Origin of the sequence: Natroniella sulfidigena, from assembly GCF_023223645.1 — a bacterium.
Classification (GTDB): domain Bacteria; phylum Bacillota; class Halanaerobiia; order Halobacteroidales; family Halobacteroidaceae; genus Natroniella; species Natroniella sulfidigena.
Window position 1 is genome coordinate 59,165 of sequence record NZ_JALKBY010000013.1, and the last position, 22,960, is coordinate 82,124.

At 32.0% G+C, this 22,960-nt stretch carries 21 protein-coding genes and 2 pseudogenes; 7 read left to right on the forward strand and 16 right to left on the reverse strand.

The window, feature by feature from the left end; all coding sequences use genetic code 11:
• Positions 1-137: 137 nt before the first annotated feature.
• Both MWH28_RS09515 and MWH28_RS09520 read right to left on the reverse strand, forming a co-directional pair.
• On the reverse strand, positions 138-2,561 hold the full coding sequence (locus MWH28_RS09515; RefSeq protein WP_248619129.1) for a DUF2357 domain-containing protein: 2,424 nt from the start codon (positions 2,559-2,561) through the stop codon (positions 138-140).
• Positions 2,536-4,191, reverse strand: coding sequence for an McrB family protein (locus MWH28_RS09520; RefSeq protein ID WP_248619130.1), 1,656 nt, complete (start codon positions 4,189-4,191; stop codon positions 2,536-2,538). The genes MWH28_RS09515 and MWH28_RS09520 overlap by 26 nt, the downstream gene beginning before the upstream one ends.
• A 429-nt stretch (positions 4,192-4,620) precedes the next feature.
• Here MWH28_RS09520 and MWH28_RS09525 point away from each other — a divergent pair.
• A pseudogene (locus MWH28_RS09525) lies at positions 4,621-5,046 on the forward strand (nucleoside recognition domain-containing protein); the annotation flags it as partial.
• A 241-nt stretch (positions 5,047-5,287) separates the two neighbouring features.
• Here MWH28_RS09525 and MWH28_RS09530 read toward each other — a convergent pair.
• The 4 genes from MWH28_RS09530 to MWH28_RS09545 form a co-directional block, all read right to left on the reverse strand.
• Positions 5,288-5,437 carry a hypothetical protein gene (locus MWH28_RS09530; RefSeq protein ID WP_248619132.1) on the reverse strand — a complete coding sequence of 50 codons (150 nt, stop codon included), beginning with the start codon at positions 5,435-5,437 and terminating at the stop codon, positions 5,288-5,290.
• A 98-nt stretch (positions 5,438-5,535) separates the two neighbouring features.
• The gene (locus tag MWH28_RS09535; protein WP_248619133.1) at positions 5,536-6,171 is read right to left on the reverse strand and encodes a TapB family protein; all 636 of its coding nucleotides are present in this window, start codon (positions 6,169-6,171) and stop codon (positions 5,536-5,538) included.
• Positions 6,172-6,320: 149 nt separating this feature from the next.
• The gene (locus MWH28_RS09540; RefSeq protein WP_248619134.1) at positions 6,321-7,034 is read right to left on the reverse strand and encodes a LysM peptidoglycan-binding domain-containing protein; all 714 of its coding nucleotides are present in this window, start codon (positions 7,032-7,034) and stop codon (positions 6,321-6,323) included.
• A gap of 153 nt (positions 7,035-7,187) precedes the next feature.
• A complete protein-coding gene (locus MWH28_RS09545) occupies positions 7,188-7,412 on the reverse strand; it encodes a hypothetical protein (RefSeq protein ID WP_248619135.1) in 225 nt (74 codons plus the stop codon).
• 223 nt (positions 7,413-7,635) lie between these two features.
• On the opposite strand from MWH28_RS09545, the gene MWH28_RS09550 reads away from it, so the two are divergent.
• Together MWH28_RS09550 and MWH28_RS09555 are read left to right on the forward strand one after the other, a co-directional pair.
• Positions 7,636-8,454, forward strand: coding sequence for a polysaccharide deacetylase family protein (locus MWH28_RS09550; protein ID WP_248619136.1), 819 nt, complete (start codon positions 7,636-7,638; stop codon positions 8,452-8,454).
• Positions 8,455-8,708: 254 nt separating this feature from the next.
• Positions 8,709-9,158: a demethoxyubiquinone hydroxylase family protein gene (locus MWH28_RS09555; protein ID WP_345894768.1), complete on the forward strand. Its 450-nt coding sequence runs from the start codon at positions 8,709-8,711 to the stop codon at positions 9,156-9,158.
• Between the two features lie 74 nt (positions 9,159-9,232).
• Here MWH28_RS09555 and MWH28_RS09560 read toward each other — a convergent pair whose 3' ends face one another.
• On the reverse strand, positions 9,233-9,592 hold the full coding sequence (locus tag MWH28_RS09560) for a VOC family protein (RefSeq protein WP_345894769.1): 360 nt from the start codon (positions 9,590-9,592) through the stop codon (positions 9,233-9,235).
• Positions 9,593-9,890: 298 nt separating this feature from the next.
• On the opposite strand from MWH28_RS09560, the gene MWH28_RS13070 reads away from it, so the two are divergent.
• The 3 genes from MWH28_RS13070 to MWH28_RS09570 all read left to right on the forward strand — a co-directional run bounded on the left by MWH28_RS13070 (position 9,891) and on the right by MWH28_RS09570 (position 11,978).
• On the forward strand, positions 9,891-10,133 hold the full coding sequence (locus MWH28_RS13070; RefSeq protein ID WP_428323576.1) for a DUF6868 family protein: 243 nt from the start codon (positions 9,891-9,893) through the stop codon (positions 10,131-10,133).
• A gap of 128 nt (positions 10,134-10,261) precedes the next feature.
• Positions 10,262-11,185 (forward strand): ABC transporter ATP-binding protein, encoded by a 924-nt coding sequence (locus MWH28_RS09565; protein WP_248619139.1) that lies wholly within the window; start codon positions 10,262-10,264, stop codon positions 11,183-11,185.
• A 4-nt stretch (positions 11,186-11,189) separates the two neighbouring features.
• Complete coding sequence (locus MWH28_RS09570; RefSeq protein WP_345894770.1) at positions 11,190-11,978, forward strand: ABC transporter permease; 789 nt, start codon at positions 11,190-11,192, stop codon at positions 11,976-11,978.
• A 993-nt stretch (positions 11,979-12,971) separates the two neighbouring features.
• Here MWH28_RS09570 and MWH28_RS09575 read toward each other — a convergent pair.
• From MWH28_RS09575 to MWH28_RS09605, 7 genes are all read right to left on the reverse strand, one after another.
• A complete protein-coding gene (locus MWH28_RS09575) occupies positions 12,972-13,631 on the reverse strand; it encodes a DUF1638 domain-containing protein (protein ID WP_248619140.1) in 660 nt (219 codons plus the stop codon).
• A gap of 55 nt (positions 13,632-13,686) precedes the next feature.
• Positions 13,687-14,322, reverse strand: a complete 636-nt coding sequence (locus MWH28_RS09580) for a cobalamin B12-binding domain-containing protein (protein ID WP_248619141.1) — start codon at positions 14,320-14,322, stop codon at positions 13,687-13,689.
• Positions 14,323-14,335: 13 nt separating this feature from the next.
• Positions 14,336-15,115, reverse strand: a complete 780-nt coding sequence (locus MWH28_RS09585; RefSeq protein ID WP_248619142.1) for a GntR family transcriptional regulator — start codon at positions 15,113-15,115, stop codon at positions 14,336-14,338.
• Between the two features lie 96 nt (positions 15,116-15,211).
• Entirely contained in the window at positions 15,212-16,468 is a 1,257-nt protein-coding gene (locus MWH28_RS09590; RefSeq protein ID WP_248619143.1) for an MFS transporter, read from the reverse strand.
• Between the two features lie 257 nt (positions 16,469-16,725).
• On the reverse strand, positions 16,726-18,075 hold the full coding sequence (locus MWH28_RS09595) for a uroporphyrinogen decarboxylase family protein (protein WP_248619144.1): 1,350 nt from the start codon (positions 18,073-18,075) through the stop codon (positions 16,726-16,728).
• Between the two features lie 7 nt (positions 18,076-18,082).
• The gene (locus MWH28_RS09600) at positions 18,083-18,715 is read right to left on the reverse strand and encodes a cobalamin B12-binding domain-containing protein (protein ID WP_248619145.1); all 633 of its coding nucleotides are present in this window, start codon (positions 18,713-18,715) and stop codon (positions 18,083-18,085) included.
• Between the two features lie 126 nt (positions 18,716-18,841).
• Positions 18,842-19,645, reverse strand: coding sequence for a methyltetrahydrofolate cobalamin methyltransferase (locus MWH28_RS09605; RefSeq protein ID WP_248619146.1), 804 nt, complete (start codon positions 19,643-19,645; stop codon positions 18,842-18,844).
• A 400-nt stretch (positions 19,646-20,045) separates the two neighbouring features.
• On the opposite strand from MWH28_RS09605, the pseudogene MWH28_RS09610 reads away from it, so the two are divergent.
• A pseudogene (locus MWH28_RS09610) lies at positions 20,046-20,471 on the forward strand (nucleoside recognition domain-containing protein); the annotation flags it as partial.
• Positions 20,472-20,557: 86 nt separating this feature from the next.
• Here the strand turns inward: MWH28_RS09610 and MWH28_RS09615 are convergent.
• Positions 20,558-22,234, reverse strand: coding sequence for an AAA family ATPase (locus MWH28_RS09615; protein ID WP_248619148.1), 1,677 nt, complete (start codon positions 22,232-22,234; stop codon positions 20,558-20,560).
• A gap of 67 nt (positions 22,235-22,301) precedes the next feature.
• A complete protein-coding gene (locus MWH28_RS09620; RefSeq protein ID WP_248619149.1) occupies positions 22,302-22,952 on the reverse strand; it encodes a hypothetical protein in 651 nt (216 codons plus the stop codon).
• Positions 22,953-22,960: the final 8 nt, after the last annotated feature.

The window sequence follows — 22,960 nt, forward strand, 5'->3', positions numbered from 1 at the left end:
CGTATATTCAAAAATTAACACTATTAAAAATATCATATAACAAAAAAAGCCAGCTTCGTTAGAAACTGACTTTAAACAAAATTACTATTCTTTTTAAAATAATTTCGTAATAATATATTTGCTTTCTTCTGATTCTTTTAAATCATATTATCAATTGCTAAACTACTCTCAATTTTATCTCTATTAATTTCAACTATTTTGCCATTTATTCTTGCTTTTTTATCTGCCAATAGTTCAATCTTATTCTCAGCTAACATATAGTAATCTTGATATCTTTTTAACTTCTGACCACTCTCTTTAGCTAACCTTTTCAATATCTTATATAACCTAACCTCCTGCCTACTCTCTATCTTCAACTCATGAATAGTAGTAGCATTCTCTAGCAAATATAAGGTCGTATAATTTATAAGAACTACACCATATTCTACAGGTTCTATCTTTCTTTCTAACTCTTGAATCTCCTCAAGTTCAATCCTTAGATATACCTTACCTCTCTTACTAGAATTAGCCGGTAAGACTTCACACTCACCTCTTTTATACTCTCTAACCTTATCAACTTTTGCAAAATATTTTATTCCGCTATCATCTCCAAAGGTACTTTCTGGTTGATAAAAGGCTACATATTCTACTCCACTACGAAGATTAGATAGTCTTTTTAATGGAAGATGAAAGAATTGATGATTTATATAAACTTCTAAATGTTCTGGATCTTTTATATTAACAACCATTACATTCTGTAATTTAAACTTAGCATAATTATCTAAGTCATCATAAGCTTGATGGCGAATTATACTCTCTTGTGCTTCAATCTCTGTCTCATCTAATATTTCTTCTAAATGCTTACGAATCAAACTTGTACTACCAGGCAGCATTGGAAAACCACCTATATTAACCTTATCTATACTCTTGTAAAATTTATGGTTCATATACTCTTTTTCATTGCTGTAAGGAAACATTACATAAGCACCAAGGGTTTGATAATTAAAATGGTCATTCTCTTCTAAATCAGTTACAATAGCATCTCGATAACGATGCATTACATTAATATCTTCTTCCTTAGGGCCAATCCCCCCTTGAGGTGAAATACTGATTCGATACTTGGCATCAAAGATATAAATCCGCCTTTTATCTTCATCTTCACTCTGCAGACAGAGTACATTATCTGGTATCTGAGTATTTGTAGGCAAGCTCCTATAAGCCTTATTATACCATAATTCAATCTCTCTTCCTGCTTGATTAACATACCTCATCACTGCCTCTTCATCTTGAACAAGTGACAAGTGTAACCCCCTATTATCAGCCCTAATAATTCCATATTCCGATATATTATAACCTAGCTGATTCAATATCTCATTTAATTTAATATAACACCAGACCTCATATAGACGCCAAATCTTTTTAGGGGTAATATTATAAAGATCCTGACTCAAACTTAATCCTTTCTTTAACATCAAATAATAATAATTGACCTCTTTATAACCTGGTGCCATCTGAAATACAAGGCTTGAGTTAATTCTTCCTTTTAGATTGCCTACCTGATCATAAAAACCATTAATCCTTCCTTTCAGTTCACCTTCTACCTTTGATAAAAATTCATAATAATCATTGTCTCGTCCATATTCCTCTATAATAATCCTTTTAATCTTTCTGATTCTCTTCAAAACCCTCTTCAACATATACTTAATATAGCGATTTTCAAAAATATCATAAGTTATTCGCTTCTTCTTTTCTATAACTTTTTCTGGAAGATATCTTTCTCCATCAATCTCAATTCCTTCTTTCTCCTTTATCAACTTAGCAGGGTTGTGTCGCAAATAATCAACTGTCTTTCGAGAAATTCTCTTTGTCTGCTCTAGATTTCTAACCCTCTCTATATTTAACAAGCGATGTTTTGGTCTCTTTTCTACTTGATCTAATGCTTCTTTTAACCTATTATAGATAGTCTTTAAAATATAGTAGAACTCATTAGGTGTCTGATCTTCTGTATCTATCAGCCCTGATTTATGATAAGTCTTACCTAAGAATTTAAAAGCTAAAGCTGTAATCTCCTCATTTACCTCTTTCATAATCTCAGTATAATCCTTGCGATAATCCATCTTAGCAGGAAATACTTCAATCGTAAAGGTTAATACTTGATGACCATTTACTAAAATTGAAAAATCACTATAACCAACTTCCCCTCTAAATTTAAAACTCCCAACTAAATGACCTCCAAAATCATTAACCTCATTCTCAATTCTTTCATCTACATGATATAAATCAATCTTATTTTCATCTTTATCTTTATTCTCAATAAAGATCTGATAGTTCCCAGTATCAAAAAAGGCTGGATACATAAGTTGACTATTATTTGTCCCTAATTCTCCATTAGACTGAATCGTTTTAATTCTCCCTATAGAACAATTTTTTACTACTTCTACATTGAAATGAGCTGGAGTATTAAAATTATCGATAATCTCTTTAGTATAGCCTTTTACTTTCCCACTAACACTTACAGTAAACAAATCTGTCTCTATTAATATTAATCTCTTTTCTTTAGACCCAGTATGATGTAAATCCATTTTCATACCCTCTCAACATTGCAATTATTTTTTCTACACTCTTTTGATAAGTTGCATATTCTAATTGTTTTTCTGCATCTTTTAGATAATCAGGTCTATCCATTATCTCTACTTCATTACAATAATTATATAAATCTATTAAAGCAGCTTTTATATTAAGATCACTACCAATAATTTTAGGTAAGATCTTTTGACAAATTTGATAGTCAAAAGCTAATTCTTCATTTAATAAACTCATCTTATGATTTTCTAGCATATAAAATACTATCTCATCCCTAGTTCTATAAGCAAAGTGATAATTATACTTCTTTAATATTTGATTTATTTCTTCAACCTTTTGATTAATCTCTTTAACATATCCCTTATCTTCTTTTAAAGCATCTTGAATTGTTAAAAATGACTGCTTTAAAAATTGATTTGCAGCAGTTTCCACTTCGACTCCTTCTTTAATAAAATCTAATCTTGATAAATTTACATCTGTAAATTCAATACTATTAGTCCTATCTAAGACCTTATTACTGAAACCAAAGGTAGTATCATCCATATTTACTGTTCCTATTACATATAAATTTTCTGGTATATATAAATCTTCATATTCTGATTCAGTGAGATTATTAATTAATTGATCTGTCTTAATTTGCCCTTCTTCTCTTCTTTTAGATTCAATTAGACTTAAATAATCACTGAAATAATACTCTATTCGGGCCAAGTTCATCTCATCTAAGCAAACAAAATATGGCTTATCTTTATTATTAATAGCTTCTACAATTACCTCTGTCAATTCTCCTGGAATGAATTCATCCTTTATATTTTTATATCCTATTAATTCCGCTGCATCGTTCCAATTAGGTTTTACAGAAACCATTTTAAAGCGATTATTTTTAGTCGTAGCTCCCACAGCTTCAGCAAAGATACGAACCAGTTTAGATTTTCCTGTCCCACTAATTCCAGATAAGATTACAAATGATTTTGTCTTTAAGGATAAATAAAAATTAGCAATCTCTTCATAAGAGTAGATATAGCCTTTGGATAATATGTATTTATGAATCTTATTAATGTAGTTTTTATAATCTTCTATTTCTTCTACCTCCTCTAACTCATCATCTTTAGCAATAGAGTTATCCATTGCCGTAATAGCATCATCTATGCTATTGAATTTTGACAATAAGTTATTTAATTTAGTGTTACTAATATAAGAAAACCCCTGTGGAGTAAAATTAGGAGAATAATCAACTGCTTCATTAAATGTTGATAAGTCAATATCTACGTCCTTTAATATTTCAACAAGGAAAATATATTCCCAGGTTTCTCCATTTGAATTTGTACCCCAAGCTTCTTCAGCTAGCTCTCTATTTTGAATTTTACCTGTCACTTTACCATACTTTATAAAATTTTGATTACTACCATATATTAAAAACCTATCACCTTTATCTAACCTTTCCCAGTTACTAATATTACTACTTCCTGGGGTTGCTCCCCACATCTTTATTTTTTTAGAATACCCCAATTCCTTTAATGCTTCATCATCTATAAGGTGAAAATAATTTTCTAAAGGAAAATCATTTTCAATTGTATCTTCAAGATGTTTTTGAGCAGCAGAATTGCTAGCTGTAAAATAAAATAGCTTCATTTTAATCTTCCTCCTCCTTGCTAAAAACCGACCATAAAATAATTTATAAATAAATTATATCTCATCACTCACTTAGAATTGAATCAGTTATCTAAAAAAAATAAAGTTCTAATTACTCTTTATCTCACTCTAAATTATCATTTTTTGATAAAAAATTAAATCTTACCAAATATTATCTTGTGTTAGTTTATCTTTTCTATACTTCTATTAAAACCCCTCCTGCAAATCAATATAAATAAGCCTACCTTACTTATTATAGAATTGATTTAAAATAATCGCCCTAGCAGTAGTTCCTAGCTTGGCCCCAGTCGCACCCTACTATTAGATCACCTTTCTATTCTTTTAACTCTCTCCTAAACAATTTAAGTAATATTATTAACAACGATAAAATATTATTAGGTAAGTACTTATTACAAGGGAAGGAATCTTTTGGAAACAGAGCTCAATAAAAAAATCATAAATCTCAAAGCCTTAATTGCAATCTTTGTCACCATTTCACTGGTTATTTATTCCGAACAGGCATTCGAAGCAGCAGTTAATGGCTTACATACTTGGTGGAAGATCGTCTTCCCTGCCCTATTACCTTTTTTCATTATCGCTGAGATCTTGATGGGATTAGGTGTAGTTCACTTCATGGGTGCCTTACTAGAACCATTAATGCGACCAATTTTTAAGGTTCCAGGAATTGGAGCCTTTGCAGTAGCTATGGGCCTAGCCTCCGGCTATCCGATCGGGGCCAAAATCACAGGGAAGTTGAGACGAGAAAAGCTATGTACTCAAGTAGAAGGAGAGCGATTAGTCTCTTTTGCTAACACTGCCGATCCGCTCTTTATGGTAGGTTCAGTAGCTCCGGGAACATCATGATATAAAAAATTGGTCAGCTATTTATTCAATATGCTGACCAATTTTTATTTTGTATAGTAAGTTTTAGAAAAATTCAAATATTTAGTTCTACTTTGAAGCCATAAATTTACTCGTTTATTTGTCTATGTTAACTAGGCTCTTGTCCAAAAAAACATAAGGTAGATTGAACACATAACCATCCAATTCTCTCTACTAATAGCCTATTACAATTTTTAAAAGAGCTCCCCCCTTGTTATTTTCTATTGACTCCCTCACTATTTAATAAAACATTAGGAAATAGATCACTAGCTAAACCAATTAATAAATATTTTAAAAAGATCATTGAGGTAGCTCCAAACTCTTTCCACGGGCCAACATCTGCAACAATATTTAAAGCAGCCAACTCCCAAGGTTAGTACAAAGTTGGGCCGAAATAAAAAAGCCAGATCTGTTTAAGATCTGACTGGGCGTTTGGGTTGGCCCGGCATATCAAAATATTTATCATTCCTCAATTTCTCTATTACCATAGGTTTCTAACTCAAATATCCTTTCAAAATCTTCCCCTATAGTCTCTTGCTTAATCAAACCTACATTCTTAGCATAATAATGATAAGTCTCATTATTATCTTCCTCATTAAGAGAAGTAACCCTTACTTGAATTACATCATAAAATGTTCCAGCGGGGACTGTTATAATTTCATCAGTAGCAACAATTTCTCGTTGTTGATCATTTGTTTCCCAAGTAGCTCCTTCTTCAAGTGGTTGTTGTAAGATTAATTCTTGAACCTCAGGCTCTTCCTCTAATTCTTCAATTAAATTATCTTCTTCATAGAACTCAGCTTCTTCAATTATTTTTCCTATTTGCTCTTCTTGAACTGCATAAACCAAAACTATATTTGTACCAGTACCTTTATCTAAGATTTGAACATAAGGCTCTTCAGTGAACATAATTTCTCGTTCTAAAGAAGGATGAATTGGCCCCTCACCACTAAAATCATAGATCATTCCTTCTTGCATAGGTAAATAAGCTTTTAAATTAACCTCTTCTACTTCTTGTTCCTGCTCCTCTTGCTGGGGAGGAGGTTCTTGTTCTCCTTCAGCAGGAGCACATCCACCTATTATTAATGATATTGTCAAAATGATTAATAGTAAGATTAATATTTTTTTATTAATTTCCCTTCCCTCCTAAGAAAATTTATAGCAGAACATTCTTTATTTTATCACATTACAAAAAAATCATGTACTCGAAAATAAATTAAATCATTAATAATAAGATCAATCTCTAATTAGGTTGGTATATCAATAATTTGACCAGCTGTAATTATATCAGGATCTGGTATTGCAGGGTTAAAATTAATTAATTCTGTAGAAGTCAGATTAAATTGATTAGCTATAGAAACTATTGTATCTCCAGGTTGAACTACATACTCAATAGGGCGTGGAGTTTCTGGAGGAGCAGTACGTGGAATAATTAATATCTGTCCAGCAAATATTCGATCATGATCCGGAATCTGTGGGTTTACTAAAATTAACTCTTCTACTGTTACATCAAAACGACTTGCTATAACAGCAAGAACATCGCCTGGTTCTACTATATATTCAAAAAAATTCAACATAGGTAAAGGTTCCACATCTGCTACTGGAATAGTATATATCCGTCCAGGGTATATAACTGTAGGATTAATCTCAAGTATTTCATCTACTGTTATATTAACAATCTCAGCAATATCATCTAAAAGAACTCCAGGTTGAACTACATACCCTACAAACTCTTCTGATGAATCATCAGGAAAACCAACTGTCGGAATCCTTAAGATTTGCCCTGGAAATATTAAATTTGGATCAGGAATTGCGGGAGTAGCTAACATTATATCTTCAACAGTAACACCAAACTGTGTCGCTATTGTAGAAAATGTATCATTTGGTTGAACCACATAGTGAAGATAATCTATAGGAAATTGCTCTGGTGTTTGATCTGGCACACCTTTATAAACATCCATAGATATTTCACTCCTTCCATTTTATTACTATCTTATGAGATTAGATAGGGAAAGGTTACCATAGATAATCAATTAGCTTTTCATAAAAAAATCCCCCTAGTATTAATACTAGGGGGCAATTAAAATTGGGAGGTCAATAATCTCAACAATCTATTAATTATAATCAGTTGTAATCCATCTTGTTTTACTATCTTCATCCAAAGAAATTATAATAGTAGTTCCCTCAGCTAATTTTTCATTAGCATCTTCTAAATAATTCGCTTCAAGAATAGAGCGATTTGTTATACTATTTTCGTAAGAAAGATCAAAGATATACTCTCCACCCTCTGCAACTTCATAGATCTTATGCTCAGCAAAGAAGGCTGGATTAACAGGCATCAATATCTTTTGACCTGCAATTACATCTTCATCTTCCTCTAATTGATTAATTCTTCTTAATATATCTTTAGAGCAATGGTAAAGTTAGTGTCTAGTATTTAAAAGATTCATAAAATCAATGATAATGGTAAATCAATTAAAATTTATCACCTATAAATATCACTTATTTCTGATAAAATAAACAATAAGTATTAAAAACTTTGTTCTATTGAAAGGAGAAAACATGAAATCAAATTACTTTATCGGAATAACTTTATTATTAGTATTTCTTCTTTTTGGCTTTACTTTAGGACAATTAGGGGTTATAACAATTCCTAATAACAATGTAGAAGATGAGAATGATATTACAGAAAATCAAAATATCTCAGAGGAAGGACTAGATGAGGAATTAGATAATTTACAAGAAATAATGGAACAACAAACAGAAAAATATCCAGACACTTTCTTTCTTGATAAACCAACAGAAGAAAAAGTAATTGCCCTTACCTTTGATGATGGCCCAGAACATATAAATACACCAGAACTTTTAGACCTCTTTAAAGAAGAAGATATTAAAGCTACCTTCTTTGTTCTCGGTCAAAATGTAAAACAATTCCCTGAAATTGCACAACGCATGGTAGAAGAAGGACACCAAATTGCTAATCACTCTTGGGATCATGATAATTTTAAAGAATTAAGCAATGAAGATGTATTACATGAGCAAATAATACCAACATCAGAAGCAATTGAGAAAGTTACAGGGGTTTACCCTACAATCATCAGACCACCATTTGGTGCTATGAATGATGAAACTATCGAATTTTTAGGATATCAAGGTTGGAAGATAGTTAACTGGTCAGTTGATAGCTTTGACTGGCATTATGCTGAAGATACCCATGAAGAGATCGTAGGACAAGTAGAAAGACATTACCACCCAGGAGGAATTATACTACTGCATAATGGTGTTATGCATAAACAAACTGTTGAAGCTATGCCTGAAATAATCGAGTTATTACGAGAAGAAGGATATAAATTTAAGACTGTTGATGAATTACTCTTTTAAATTTAATTCTCAAAAAACTATTATTGGAGGAAATTATTATGCTCCTACATTACAATAATAAATTGAACTAATTTCATCCAAAAGCCCTTACTCAACTTCAATCAAACTATTTATTATTAGGTAATTACTTATTACAATGGAGAAAATCTTTTGGGATTTAAAAAATGGTGATACAGTAGCTATGGTTACATTATTATATAAAAACTGATCAGCTATTTATTCAATATGCTGACCAATTTTTATTTTATAGGGAGGTGAACAATATAGATAATAATCAAAGTATAGAAAAGTTAAATGAACTTCTAAAAGGAGAGAAGATGGCGGCTAATATTTATGAAGAAACAAAAGGGTTACAGGGAGATTCACAGGTAAAAGATTTCCTAGAAGATTTTGCCCAGGATCATCATAGGCATGCTCAGCAGTTAGAAAAGAGAATAAATCAATTAGGTGGTAATCCCAACGAAAATATAGGTATGTCGGGAGTAATGGCAAATATGATGGCAAAGTTAAATGCAATACGCGGGCCAAAGCATCTGCTTAATCAAATTTATAAAGGAGAATCCATGGGTGTTAAAGCTTATGAAGAAAGAATAAATGACTTAGATCCTCTAAGTCAAGAGATTGTACAGGAACTAATAAAAGAGGATAAGGAGCATTTAAGAAAGTTTGAAGCGAGGGTCGATGAAGAAAGAAGAGAAAGTTAAAAAAATAAAAAAGAAGTTGAAGTAAATATATTTACTTCAACTTCTTTTGAATATGAAAAATATATTTAAAACCTTTAATTCTGTTCTACAAACTGAATCCTAACACCATTAGGATCTTTCACAAAGAAGAACCTAATATTAGGAACAGGTTGAAATGGGCCAACTACCTCCAACCCTTCATCTTCAACAAACTCAAGCTGCTCATCAAGAGACTCCACTTCAAAACCTAAAGAAATTCCCTCTGGATTATCAGCAGCCTCTTTATTAGGATCAGAGATTAATTCAACCTTAGTCTCACCACTACCTAGAAAAGCAATCTCAATTTCCTCTTCAATTGTAAACTCCTGACTTATTTCAAGTCTTACAATCTTTTGATAAAAATACAAAGACTCTTCCATATCCTCCACTGTAATAGTACACCAATTAAATTTTATACTATATTCCTCCCCCTAATTATACCTACTTTAACTTCTTTATTCCATAATTTAACTTATATTCATATTCTATAGTAAAAGAGTTATATTATCAACTCAGAATAAATTGAATCTATTTATTTAACATTACAAAACAACTCCTAAAATCCCTTAAAATTTGCTCCTTTAAACTTTCATGTATAGCCCTTCTGCTTTTCATTTTAGCTTTGATCTATTTCTATTAAATGTATAAATTGCTTTTCCTAATATCAAGCTATAGATATAGCAAGATTTATAACTAAAAGAAAGGAAGAATATCATGGAAATTCAAACATTGATCAATTTTTTCATGTGGTCTACCATCCTCAACGTAGGCTTACTAATCCTTTCAATTCCAATCTTTACGCTCACTGCTGATTACATATATAAACTACATAACAACTGGTTTCCTATGGCACGAGAAACATTCAATGTATTAATCTACTCCCTCATCGGCATCTATAAGATCATCATCTTTGTCTTTAGTCTAGTACCCTGGCTAGCCTTGATAATAATCAGTTAAGGAATAATTAAAAAGCAGTCCACAATTCAACCCTATCTAATAATCAATCGAGTTATTCCTTTTATTTTGACCCGCTTTTGTTCTTGAACTGTTAATTATTAATTCTTCAAAGGGGGGGGAGTGCTATAGTGACTAATAAATATGTACTTGAAGTAGCCAACCTATCTAAAACATTTGATCAAAAAAAAGTAGTGTCCAATGTTAGCTTCAAGGTACGAGCAGGTGATATCTTTGGTTTTCTCGGACCAAATGGCGCTGGAAAAACAACAATTATTAGAATGATCCTAGGATTGATTAATCTAGATAGCGGCATAGTAAAAATAAATGGTTATGATATTAAAGAAGACTTTAACAGTGCCATCAAAAATGTAGGTTCGATCGTAGAAACTCCAAGTTTTTATGATTATCTTTCAGGTTATGATAATTTAACTCAAATAGCAAACTTGCATTCAGATATCTCTGCTACAAGAATTAATGAAGTTTTTAAAATCGTTGATCTAAAGAATAGAGCTAAAGATAAAGTAAAGACCTATTCTTTGGGTATGAAACAACGCTTAGGGATTGCCAGAGCATTACTAAACAAACCAAATGTAGTATTTCTTGATGAGCCAACAAATGGTCTAGATCCACAAGGAATGATAGAAATAAGAAATTTGATTACTCAGTTGGCTAATAAAGAAGAGATAACTTTCTTTATCACAACTCATATGCTCCATGAAGTTGAACAACTCTGTAATAGAGTTGCTATCTTAAAAGAAGGAACTGTTATAGCTCAAGATTCCGTAAAAAATCTATTAAATAAAGAACAGGAAATAATTGAAATTCATACTTCTCAACCTAAGAAAGCCCGCCGCCTTCTTGAAACTACTAAGTATATCACTAAAATCAATACCTCTTCTTTTGGATTCATTGTAGAACTAGACAAAGACCACTCAAGTAAGCTGATTAAATCACTAGTTTCAAATAACATTAAACTTGATTATTTAATCCCCAAAAAACAAAGCTTAGAACAACTTTTCTTTGCTCTGACAGGAGGTAATCAAAATCCTTAATCTAATCAGAAATGAAGTCTATAAGATGTTTAAGACAAAAAAAATATATGTGTTTATGTTAGTTATCCTTCTTTATAACTTTCTACCAAGCTTAGAACAGGTAATGGGTACAATAGACGAAGCGGGAGTAGTAATCAATGGGCAGACCACCCCCTTCTATATGCTTAACTTTATGATAACCAACATTTTACCTCTATTTATTATTATATTCATGGCAGATATGATCACAGGTGAGTATGTACAAGGAACTCTAAAACTGCCTTTGCTCCATCCAGTTTCTCGTACCAAACTACTTGCTGCTAAAGCGATAGCAATATCAATAGTTCTACTAAGTTTACTAGTATTCTCTTTAATCTTATCATACGTCTTAGGTACAGCCATCTTTGGCTGGGGAGATCAATTCATCTACCAAGAAGCAGACCAAACCATTCAAGAAGCAACCACTTATTCTACTAGTCAAGGGATTATTATTACTCTTAGCTCCTATCTATTATCAATCTACCCCCTGCTAGCTTTTGGAATGCTCATCATGTTTTTGGCTCTACTATTTAATAGTAGCGGTGTAACAGCTGGAATATCGATTGGTCTGATCATATTTCTAAGTATCTTAGGTGAAGTAATAGAAGCAATCCGACCTTACCTGATAATCAATGGATTTGCTCTCTTTAATATCCTATTTGTAGAAAGAGATATTAATTATTTTACTATTACCCTAATTGTAACTACACTATATGGCATAATATTCTATTTAGGAAGTATCTATCTATTTCAAAACAAAGACTTACAGTATTAGAGTTTGCTCTAGTCACAAAAATGTTATAAATATATGATAAAACAGTAGGGATTCAAGCCAAAAACATAAAATAATAGTAAGGCTAGTATAATATCCTAGCCTTACTATCATTAATCAAATATTAGATAGCAAACTATTAACTAAGTACTTTCAGTAGTTATTTTGTAGAATTTGGTTGTACCTATTTTTTAGATATAAGTGTACAAGCTATTAACCAATAATTAGATGTGGAAATTATTAAATTAATAAAAAATAATAATTTCTCAATTTGTTCCTAAAAATATAAAATAAAAGGGGTAATTAAAATGCTAATTAGTAGGCTTTCAGTTGGTATAATAGGCTTAATATTTATCTTTTTAGTAGTGCCTACATTTGTTCAATGGGCATGGTCATATCTAGTAAGCAGGTTATTCCCAGCTGCTGTTGAGAAAAACCTAATCACTAAAAAAACATCATGGAAAACAGCCTTAATTATTACAATTATTTTCATATTGATTTAATTTCATTGTAGAAAGTTATTTTGTATAAATTAATTTTAAAAGCTGATAACTGAGTTAAAATACTTAATTATCAGCTTAATATATTTTTAAAATATCCTAAATTGCAATAATAAATTGAACTAATTTTATCTAAAAGAATTTACTCAACTTCAAATTAAACTATTTAAGTAATATTATTAACAACGATAAAATATTATTAGGTAAATACTTATTATAAGGGAGAAAATCTTTTGGAGGTTGGAAATGGTGGTGAAGTAACTCCGGGAACATTATGATATAAAAAATTGATCAGCTATTTATTCAATATGCTACCACTTTTTGATTTTATATGGTAAATATCAACTGTAATCAAATATTTAGTTTTAACTTGCTGAAAGAAAAAATTACTCCGCTATAATTTTCTTATACAGTATATGTATAGCAAATTAATTAAAAAACCTCCTAGATATCAATCCTAGAAGGCTTTTATATTTCTCTTTTTTACACTAAGCTATTATAACACAGCTAAGTCATTATAAGTAATCTCATTTCCAGACTCTATAATAACGAAATCTTCATCCCATTCCTCATTAAATGCTTTATAGATAAACTTTAAAGAACCCTCCACTACTTGATGGGTTAATTCAAATTCATCTGCAATCTTACTGGTTCGTGAAAGGATCTCTTGGGGTTGATAAGCTTTCGTATCAATTACCTTAATCTCTTGATAATTATGAAGCATCTTCTGATAAATCTTTTTAGCTTTCTCTAAGCCATATTTATCAATACAATAATTATACTCACTATAAATATTCGATTCATTTTCTAAATAACCTTTAGTAAAATAATAAGAAGGGACTTCTTTATCAATTTTACGCTTCCGTTCATTCCCTCCCAAAAAGAGTGCAATACAATCATCTACTTTGGGAAATATTATTCGAGCATTAGATGAGTGCAGCCCAAGTAGAGAATTCCCACAGCTTCCGAACAATAATATAATATTTTGCACATTTGCAATTTTATCAATCTGATTCTGAATAGCTTCACTCAACTTTTCTGGAAAATCATGAAGACCAGACTCAATCCAAATAATTGGATCAGTCGAACCCAAATCTTCTACTACAAGTTTAATCTCATCCCTTAAAGTATTACAGGCCACAAAAATATTCTGCAAACTAACCACCACCTGATAGATTTTAATCTGCCTAATATTCGGAAAAATTATAAAATCATTCTGCATTCTTTACTATATCTTTAATTAATTCAACAGCTTCAGTTGGATCATCTTCAAAATGATCTGCTCCCGTATATTCTTTAACCCTTTTATTGACAGGGTAACCACCAATAATAACTTTAACTTCATCTCTTAAACCAGATTCATCTAATAAATCTACAACCTTCTTGATCCCACCAATACAGAATGTCAAAATTACTGAAATACCTAAGATAGATGCTCCAGTCTCTTGCACAGCTTTAACAAACTCCTCTGGTTTCACATCTACACCCAGATCATGGACATTGATTCCAACTGATTTTAAGAGATAAATGAGAATATTTTTTCCTAAATCATGGATATCTCCCTCAATAGTTCCTATCACAACCTGAACTTCTTCCTCAGCACCATACTTTTCCGAGAAATATGGTGCTATAATCTTCACTACCCCCCTTAAAATTTCTTCAGACATTATTAAATCAGATAAAAAATAAGATTCTTCTCTATATCTCTGCCCTACAATCTCAACTCCTAGCCGACATTGCTCTATAATTTCAAGGGGTGTTTCACCATTTTTGATTTTTTGTTTAACTAACATAATTACTCTTTCTTCTTCTAAGTCAGCAATTGCATTTATTAATTCTTCGCTCATACTAATAACTCCTTTAATCTTCCTTAGTGGTATCCATTGACCAGCTGATAGAACTAGTGAATTTAAAGCGATCTCCTCGACAGACTGATTTACCCCAACCAACTGGATTCTTCTCGGAATCATATAATGTTTGCTCTACAACAAAGACAGGTGCATTCAATTTTATGTCAAGAATATCTACTTCTTCTTCTGTGGCAACTGAAGCATGTAAGACCCTGTTACTTATTGTAGGAAATTTTTCACCATGGTGCGTTGCTAAATTTGATAATGAAGGATTATTTAATTCAGATTCTAATATTGGTTTTTGTTTAGTATATACCACATACTTCTTTTCATAAATTAATGGCTCCTCCTGTGTGGATAAGAGCATACGATAATATAAACAGTTAGTATCTAGAGGAATCTCTAATTTTTCAGCAAGTTCTTGATCTGCTTTAACTATTTTAACCTCTAAAAGTTTAGTACGAGGTTGCATCCCTCTACTTCTTATTTCTTCATGAAAATTCTTTAACTCAAATACAACATTTTCTAACTTAGGTTTAGCTACAAAAGTACCTTTTCCTTTTTGCTTATACACCATACCAGCATCTACAAGCTCAGAAATTGCTCTTCGAACAGTCATCCTACTGATATCATATCTTTTAGCAATCTCATTTTCTGATGCTAAGGTTTCTCCTGGCTTAAGTCTTCCTTGTAAGATCTGCTTTTCAAGAATCTTAGCCAATTGATAATATATAGGAACAAAAGAATCTTTATCTATTTTTTCTGTTTCTTGATTATAGTTTTTATTCATAAACCTCACCTTGTATAGATTCCATACTTTATTCAATTAGACGATACCACAGAATAACTCTTAAGTCAAGTTGTTTCTTTTTTAAGTTTATTACTTTTAACCATTTGCCTTTATTACTTCTGTTTCATCTTCAGATTGTTTATGAGTAATCTTAGGAAATGTAATCTTTAATGCAAAGACAGCTTGAGTAGCAAACATTAATAATGCAACCATAAATCCTACTGTATAACCAAATGAAGATATGATCGGCATTACTATAAATGGTAAACCTATAAAGCCACCGATATTCATTAGAGAAGTTAATAAACCGGATGCTCCTCCAACATGTTGTGCTTGGATTGGATCATCTTCTATCTGAGGTGAAAATGCTGGAACCTCCATAAACATAGGTAGCGATCCCCCAGCAATATATCCTGCTATAGCAGTTCCTATCCATAAAATGATTGTATTTTCAGCTAATAACCAAGTAAAAAACATTACTATTGGAAAACCGATCACTAAAGCAACTAGAAATTTTCTTCTCTGATCTAATTTATTAGCCCAAGCTGGAAAGGTTAAAGAACCTAAAATACCAAAGTAAGATATTAAAGAAGCAACTCTTCCTCCAGTAACCATTGGTAAATCATAGACTCTATTTAATGCTGCTGGCAAAGAGGTTTGAATAGAAACCATACCTGCTAATCCTAAAAAGACAGCAAACGCTGCTGACCAAATATTCTTACTCTTAACAGCTGCTTTAAGCCCATCCATTAATGATGAAGGAGGTAACTCTTTACCTGATGGTGTATCTCTCACTACTAGGAAGAATACTATTCCTAATATTATGATAATTATTCCAAGGATAAGATTCCCAATATTCCACTCTGGAAGAAAGGGAGCTATTACTAAACCTGTTGACATCCCTCCCATCAAGGCAGTATTATAAATCCCGGTTGCAAGTCCTGTTTCTTCTGGTGGAAACCAAATGCTTACTAATTTTGGTAAGTTAGGCATAATTAATGCCATCCCTGCACCAACAATCATCATTGGTATTAATAAAGAGAGGAATCCACCTACCTGTGATCTAGCAATAATTCCAACTCCGGAAATAACTATACCTAAAGAAGCCGCCTTTCTAATTCCCAGTCGGTCTGCTAACATTCCTCCAGCCATAGCCAAAATACCAGCAACCAAGAATGGAATTGTTAAAGCCATTGAATATTGGGATGAATTGATCTGATATAGTTCTAGAAGTTCATGTTCTAATGTTGGCATAACATACCACGCCATAGCCATTACAAAAAAATTAATCCAGGCTATTCCTAAAATCACCCAGCGATAGGAAGGTACTGCTGAGTCAAACTCTTTTTTCATAATATAACCACTCCTAACTTAATACTATTCTATTTTCCTGTACATCACTTTAATACATAATTTGCTAATCAGCTTAACTCCTGCAAGCATAAAGGGTTTGAACTTAATTTTTTACTGACAGAGATTACGAACACTGAGACATAATTGCAATAAAGCTTCACTTTAACCCCTATAATATCAAAGATTATTTTAAGTTAACACGGATAGCTCTATTTTTAAAATGAGTCCAGCTAAATAGCTGGACTCATTAAGTTTATTTAATATACTCCATATTCTTTTGCAGCTTCAATCATTGCTTTTAAATTTTCCGGTTCAGCATCATCAACAACAACCCCAGTACTAAGAATAAATCCACCATCATCAGCTACATTTTCCATAAGGTCTTTTACATAATCTTTCACTTCTTTTGGAGTGCCTGTTTTTATTAATGAAGCTGAAACATTTCCACCAATAGCAGCCTTACCAGATAAATGCTTTTTAGCCTCAACCATATCAGTCTTATCAAAGAGCCAGTAAGTTCTTCCTTCTGGCAACTCTGGATCAGCTATTAAATCTAATCGCTTATTATAAGCACCTTCTACAAATAAGAACGGAACACATCCCTCTTCCACTAATCCTAAAATAACTTGCTTTAAAGTAGGCCAATAAAATTCTTGGAATTGTTCTCTAGACATGAAACTATCGGCCCCTTTATGAAGTGGTATAAATACCATAGGATTATTATTAGCAGTAGCACCTCTTATTCCTGTCTCAATCATAATAGGTACAATTTGTTCCATAGCTTCATGTATTTTTTCAGGACGCCGGAACATATCAATCATCAGCGGTTGAGTACCTCTTAAAGTATCACTAAGTACATCAAATGGAGCCTTAGTGACTCCTCCTAAAAATCCAGGAACCCCTTGCGTAGCAGTAGTCTTTCCATCAATCTCACCAGTTGCTTGAATCCATTCTAATGCCTCTCTTCCAGCTTCAAGATATTTTTCAAATGCTTCTTGAACATCAGGAAGACCAACAGGGAACATACTAGGCCCTACAAAAGGTAATTCAACCAAATCTGTAAAAGGACCTAACTGAGACCATGGTGCTAAACTTCCAAATATTCGTGGCAAATAATTTCTCATCCAAAAGCCAGATGGGTCTGCAATAAGTGCATCATATTCATCTGCCTTCATATATTCATCTTCTACGCACTGATAAGAAGTATCAGGTTCTGTTCCATGACCAGGCCATCTATATAGTTGATAATCAAGTGTTTCAAATACAGGTCCAGGGCCAATCATAGCAGTTGAAACCAGGAAATCAAAATCAAAATCTTGATTAAACTCTTCCCAAGCCATTCCTAGTTTATCATAATCATACATTGCTTCTTCAGCAGTAATCCCTGCATATTCTGCCGGGTAGAAACCAATATTAGGAGCGATTGGAACTCTATCAGGCTGTTTTAACTCAATTACATCTTTTAATCTCTGCACTGTTGCTTTATATTTTTCCTCAATCTCTTCGTTGACAAACTCAACACCTTCAGCAGCTTTTAACGACTCAAACCTTGCCTCAAACTTTTCATCAGGAGTTAATTCATTCCAGTTATCAGTAAGATTCATCATAAATTAATCACTCTCCCATCCATTTTTTAGCTAACGCAACTGCTTCCATCGCATCATCACCAAAATCATCGGCTCCAGTATATTCTGTGATCTGCTCATCGATTGGCCCTCCACCAATCATTATCTTGACATCATCTCGCAATCCTGCATCCTTAATAGCTTCGATAGTATCTTTCATTGTATCAAAAACTGTTGTTAAAAATCCACTTAAAGCTACAATATCTGGATCAACCTCTTCAATCTTATCTATAAACTTCTGAATTGGAGCATCTACACCAATATCATGCACCTCAAAACCATTTATATCCAACATAAAAGCTACAATATCTTTTCCAATATCATGAATATCTCCTTTAACAGTACCAAGTACAATCGTTCCTAACTTTTCATCTTCTTCCCCGTCATCTACTAAATGAGGTTTAATAATTTCCATAATATCATTTATCATTTCCCCAGATAATATAAGCTCAGGAAGAAAATATTCTCCTTCTTCAAAACGACTTCCAATAATCTGCATAGCTTCTTTAGTATCTTCTAATATATCTCTAGGATTTGTCCCATCTTCAATCTTACTTTCAATTAAATTCAATGCTTCATCTTCATTTAAATCTGCCAAAAGTTCTACTAAGTTTTTAGACATAATTTTACCTCCTTCATATTTTAAAAGCAATTAATATCTTTACCTTCTCTTAACTTCATCAAGCTTTGAATTTTTTCTCCTCTATATCCCCTCCTTAATTTGATGATTTTAAGTATATATTAAAGACTAAGTAGTTAACTTATTGCTTTTAGCAGCTTTAATATAGTTAGCACAATATTTATCATTACCTAACAGAGTATGACCAGTTGTAGCTAAAGACATAATCTTTTCATCTAGTGGATCTAAAATAGCACTGTCCATTCCTCTGCTCATTGCCAATACCAGATAAGTCTGATTTAATAATTTCCTCATTGGTAATCCATGCGAAATATTACTCAGGCCACAAGTAATATGAATTTCTTCATACTTATCAGTAATTACATCAATTGCATCTAAAATTTCCACTCCCATCTTGACATCTGTTCCAATCGGCTGAACTAATGGATCAACATAAATATTTTCTTCAGCAATTCCATCAGACATTAAATCTTCAATCAACCTAGTAGCCACATTAATTCTATCTTCAGCAGTCTTAGGCATCCCACTATCATCCATAGCCAAAGCTACTACAGAAGTATCATACTCTTGTAATAATGGTAAAACTTCTTCATACCTCTCACTTTCAGCAGTAATAGAATTAATTATAGCAGGTGTGTCATGATGATATGCTTCTAATCCTTGCTTAAGTGCTTCAGGATTAGGACTATCTATACAAAGAGGTACACCTACAACTTCTTGAACAGTTTCAACCAACCATTCCAATGCTTCTGGCTCTTCTTGAATCAAAGTTCCACAATTAACATCAATAAAATCTGCACCAGCTTCTTCTTGTTTTTTAGCTAAATTTTGAATAAACTCTTTGTCTCTTTCTTTAACTGCTGGCTCCACTCCATCTCTACTTGTATTAATTAGTTCACCAATAATTATCATTTAATATTCACTCCTTTATTATTTTTTAATTGTAATAATTTTTTGAAATTTCAGTCTAAATTTTATATGTATTCAGCTATAAACCCGTTTGTTCAGTACTCATATATAGTTGTATATACAAGTGCCCCTAAAAAAATAAACCCACTTTGCTGTATAGACATCTACACTTCATTTCCTTTACAAATATAATACCATATAAAAGTATTGTAGTCAAGTTATTTATTTTGTATATTTTTATGCTATTCCTGCAATACTTCTTTATATTCCCTAAATTGCAATAATAAATTGAACTAATTTCATCTAAAAGAATTTACTCAGCTTCAATCAAACAATTTAAGTAATATTATTAACAACGATAAAATATTATTAGGTAAGTACTTATTACAAGGGAGGGAATCTTTTGGAAACAGAGCTCAATAAAAAAATCATAAATCTTAAAGCCTTAATTGCAATCTTTGTCACCATTTCACTGGTTATTTATTCCGAACAGGCATTCGAAGCAGCAGTTAATGGCTTACATACTTGGTGGGAGATCGTCTTCCCTGCCCTATTACCATTCTTCATTATCGCTGAAATCCTAATGGGATTAGGTGTAGTTCACTTCATGGGTGCCTTATTAGAACCATTGATGCGACCAATTTTTAAGGTTCCAGGAATTGGAGCCTTTGCAGTAGCTATGGGCCTAGCCTCCGGCTATCCGATCGGGGCCAAAATCACCGGGAAGTTAAGACGAGAGAAGCTATGTACTCAGATGGAAGGAGAGCGATTAGTCTCTTTTGCTAACACTGCCGATCCGCTCTTTATGGTAGGTGCAGTAGCTCCGGGAACATCATGATATAAAAAAATGATCAGCTATTTATTTAATATGCTGACCATTTTTAATTTGATTTATAATCAAATATTTAGCTTAGATTATTGCATAGATTTAATCTTTACTCTTTTACCTGAAAAAGCTATCCCTAACTCTAAAACATTGTCAATTCCTTTCTTGATAAGACCTTGTCTATACCGCCTAGCTTCAATCTGCTCTAAAGCCTCTTCAACAGCTTCCTCTAAATCCTCATTTCTATGTTTATTTACTTTCTTAAATTCTATTACTATTCCTAATTTATTAGTATCTTTAGGAATAATCATTACATCATAACGCTCATAGCCACTTTCACGATTTGAATTTACTTCGTAATCATCACGTAAATTTAGTAATAAACCTAGTACAAAAGCATGATAAACTTTTTCAGGGGCATCTCCCCCAACATCAAAATTGCTCATACTATTTAATACAAACTCTTCAAATATCTCTGCAAATGTATCTACATCACCAGTAGTTAAAGCCTCTAACATAAATTCTAGCTTATAACTGGTAATCCTCTCTTCTAACCAATCTATAATAATCTCTTCATAGATATATTGAACTTCTCTATTAGGTATATCTAAATCACAATATAATCTAGCATTTTCCCTAAATTGATTCTTCGCTCTTAAATAACCACTTAATAATAAAAAACTCCACAAAGCATTACTCTTTTTATCAATATCAGAAAAAACAATATTCTCATCTATCTTCTTTTTAATTGTTTCTCCTTTAATTAATAACTCTAACTTACTTTTAACCTCACTATCTCCCTCTATAATTAAGTCTCTAACTAATTCATTACCACTAGTATTAATCCAATAAGGCTTCAACTCACCCCTTTTATGTACACAGCTAATAATCGACCATGGATTATAAACTATCTGTTCTCCAAAATAATAACCATTATACCACTCTTTAACCTCAGTTAATTCATAATCTAATCCATAGTGGTTGAATATTTCTTCTACTTCAGCCTCTAACAATCCAAAATATTTATCATAGCGATTTTCTAATAAGCTACTTACTACTAGATTATTTAAACCTGAAAAAATGCTCTCTTTTGCTACTCTCAATATTCCTGTCATAATTCCTTTTTCTAAATTAGGATTCCCCTTCAATCCTCGAATTAATAAACTCCTCATAAAATCAATTATCTCTTCATAATAACCGTTTAGATGAGCACTTTGAATTGGCTCATCATATTCATCAATTAAAATAATTACCCTTCTTTCATAGTAAGCATTTAAATGCTTTGATAAATTCTCTAAAGCAAATTCATAAGCTGTCTGATTTGCTTTTAAAGACATTATAGTTTGAAACTCTTCTCTTTGATGTTCTAGTAAAACATCACTGTCTAACAAATAGCTATGACGTTGATATTCATCTGCTATAGCCCTTTTTATTCTCTCTAAAGCTAGATTCCAATCTTTAGATTTAGAGCCTTTAAAGTCAATTTTAATAACAGGATGATTGCCCATCTTTTTTAAGTAATTACTATCTAATTTCTCTATCTTTAATCCTTTAAATAAATTAGAGTTATCCTGTCTTTTTTCAAAAAAGTAATGTAACATTGAAATATTAAGGCTCTTACCAAATCTTCTAGGACGAGGTAATAAAATTACTTTTGCATCTTCATCAATTACTTCTTTTATAAGAAGGCTTTTATCTACATAATAGTAATTATCTTCCCTGATCTCCTTAAAGTCATTAATACCTATCGGTAATTTTTTCTTCATATCCCATCCTCCCAACTATACCTATTTCATTATAAGTAGAAATTTTAATGTTTCATCTGACAATCTTCTAAAAAGGACAATCTAAGATACTAGCAAAAGTCTTAATCACAGAATCAGACTTATCATAATCATCTGGCTTATCTAGAGGATAATCTTCAATACCATATACCTCCCAAATAGCATAGAAAAGATCATAGTTCCCCTTCATAATCTGCTTTCTAACAGCAGTTAATAAAGTCAATAAATAATCTTCACTTTCATAATCTAGATCCTGATTAGCAAAAACACTCCAATCCTGATTTGGCTCTGCTAAATAAGAATAATCTAAACAAGCATAAATACTTATAATTGCTCGTCCATCTTCTATCTCAATATCAACTCCTAAATTTTCTGTTCCTCTAAAATTATATTCTACTAATTCCTCTTCTTGTTCTTTTGAAGAAATATCAAAAGCAATTCCTAAAGTCCACCAATCATAACTTTCAGAATACATCACATCATAATAATCCTTTAGCAATGGCTCCCAACCACCAGGGATATCATAACCATCAACATTATAAGTAAAATCTACTCTTCTTCTACTAGGATGGGCTCGACTTGATAGCGATGACACCGCATCTCTTGCCTCTTGCTCTAATGGCTTATCAACAGCCAAAAACTCATAAGAAGTAGAACTATGATCAGCAGTAAACCCTTTTCTAACACTAATTATTTGCATTATTATCT

What these genes read in the sequence shown, in the direction of transcription:
- MWH28_RS09515 (WP_248619129.1), bottom strand. Translation starts at nt 2,561, where the DNA reads ATGGATTTACATCATACTGGGTCTAAAGAAAAGAGATTAATATTAATA.
- MWH28_RS09600 (WP_248619145.1), bottom strand. Translation starts at nt 18,715, where the DNA reads ATGTCTAAAAACTTAGTAGAACTTTTGGCAGATTTAAATGAAGATGAA.
- MWH28_RS09605 (WP_248619146.1), bottom strand. Translation starts at nt 19,645, where the DNA reads ATGATAATTATTGGTGAACTAATTAATACAAGTAGAGATGGAGTGGAG.
- MWH28_RS09615 (WP_248619148.1), bottom strand. Translation starts at nt 22,234, where the DNA reads ATGAAGAAAAAATTACCGATAGGTATTAATGACTTTAAGGAGATCAGG.
- MWH28_RS09550 (WP_248619136.1), top strand. Translation starts at nt 7,636, where the DNA reads ATGAAATCAAATTACTTTATCGGAATAACTTTATTATTAGTATTTCTT.
- MWH28_RS09620 (WP_248619149.1), bottom strand. Translation starts at nt 22,952, where the DNA reads ATGCAAATAATTAGTGTTAGAAAAGGGTTTACTGCTGATCATAGTTCT.
- MWH28_RS09580 (WP_248619141.1), bottom strand. Translation starts at nt 14,322, where the DNA reads ATGAGCGAAGAATTAATAAATGCAATTGCTGACTTAGAAGAAGAAAGA.
- MWH28_RS09520 (WP_248619130.1), bottom strand. Translation starts at nt 4,191, where the DNA reads ATGAAGCTATTTTATTTTACAGCTAGCAATTCTGCTGCTCAAAAACAT.
- MWH28_RS09540 (WP_248619134.1), bottom strand. Translation starts at nt 7,034, where the DNA reads ATGGATGTTTATAAAGGTGTGCCAGATCAAACACCAGAGCAATTTCCT.
- MWH28_RS09590 (WP_248619143.1), bottom strand. Translation starts at nt 16,468, where the DNA reads ATGAAAAAAGAGTTTGACTCAGCAGTACCTTCCTATCGCTGGGTGATT.
- MWH28_RS09595 (WP_248619144.1), bottom strand. Translation starts at nt 18,075, where the DNA reads ATGATGAATCTTACTGATAACTGGAATGAATTAACTCCTGATGAAAAG.
- MWH28_RS13070 (WP_428323576.1), top strand. Translation starts at nt 9,891, where the DNA reads ATGGAAATTCAAACATTGATCAATTTTTTCATGTGGTCTACCATCCTC.
- MWH28_RS09585 (WP_248619142.1), bottom strand. Translation starts at nt 15,115, where the DNA reads ATGAATAAAAACTATAATCAAGAAACAGAAAAAATAGATAAAGATTCT.
- MWH28_RS09545 (WP_248619135.1), bottom strand. Translation starts at nt 7,412, where the DNA reads ATGCCTGTTAATCCAGCCTTCTTTGCTGAGCATAAGATCTATGAAGTT.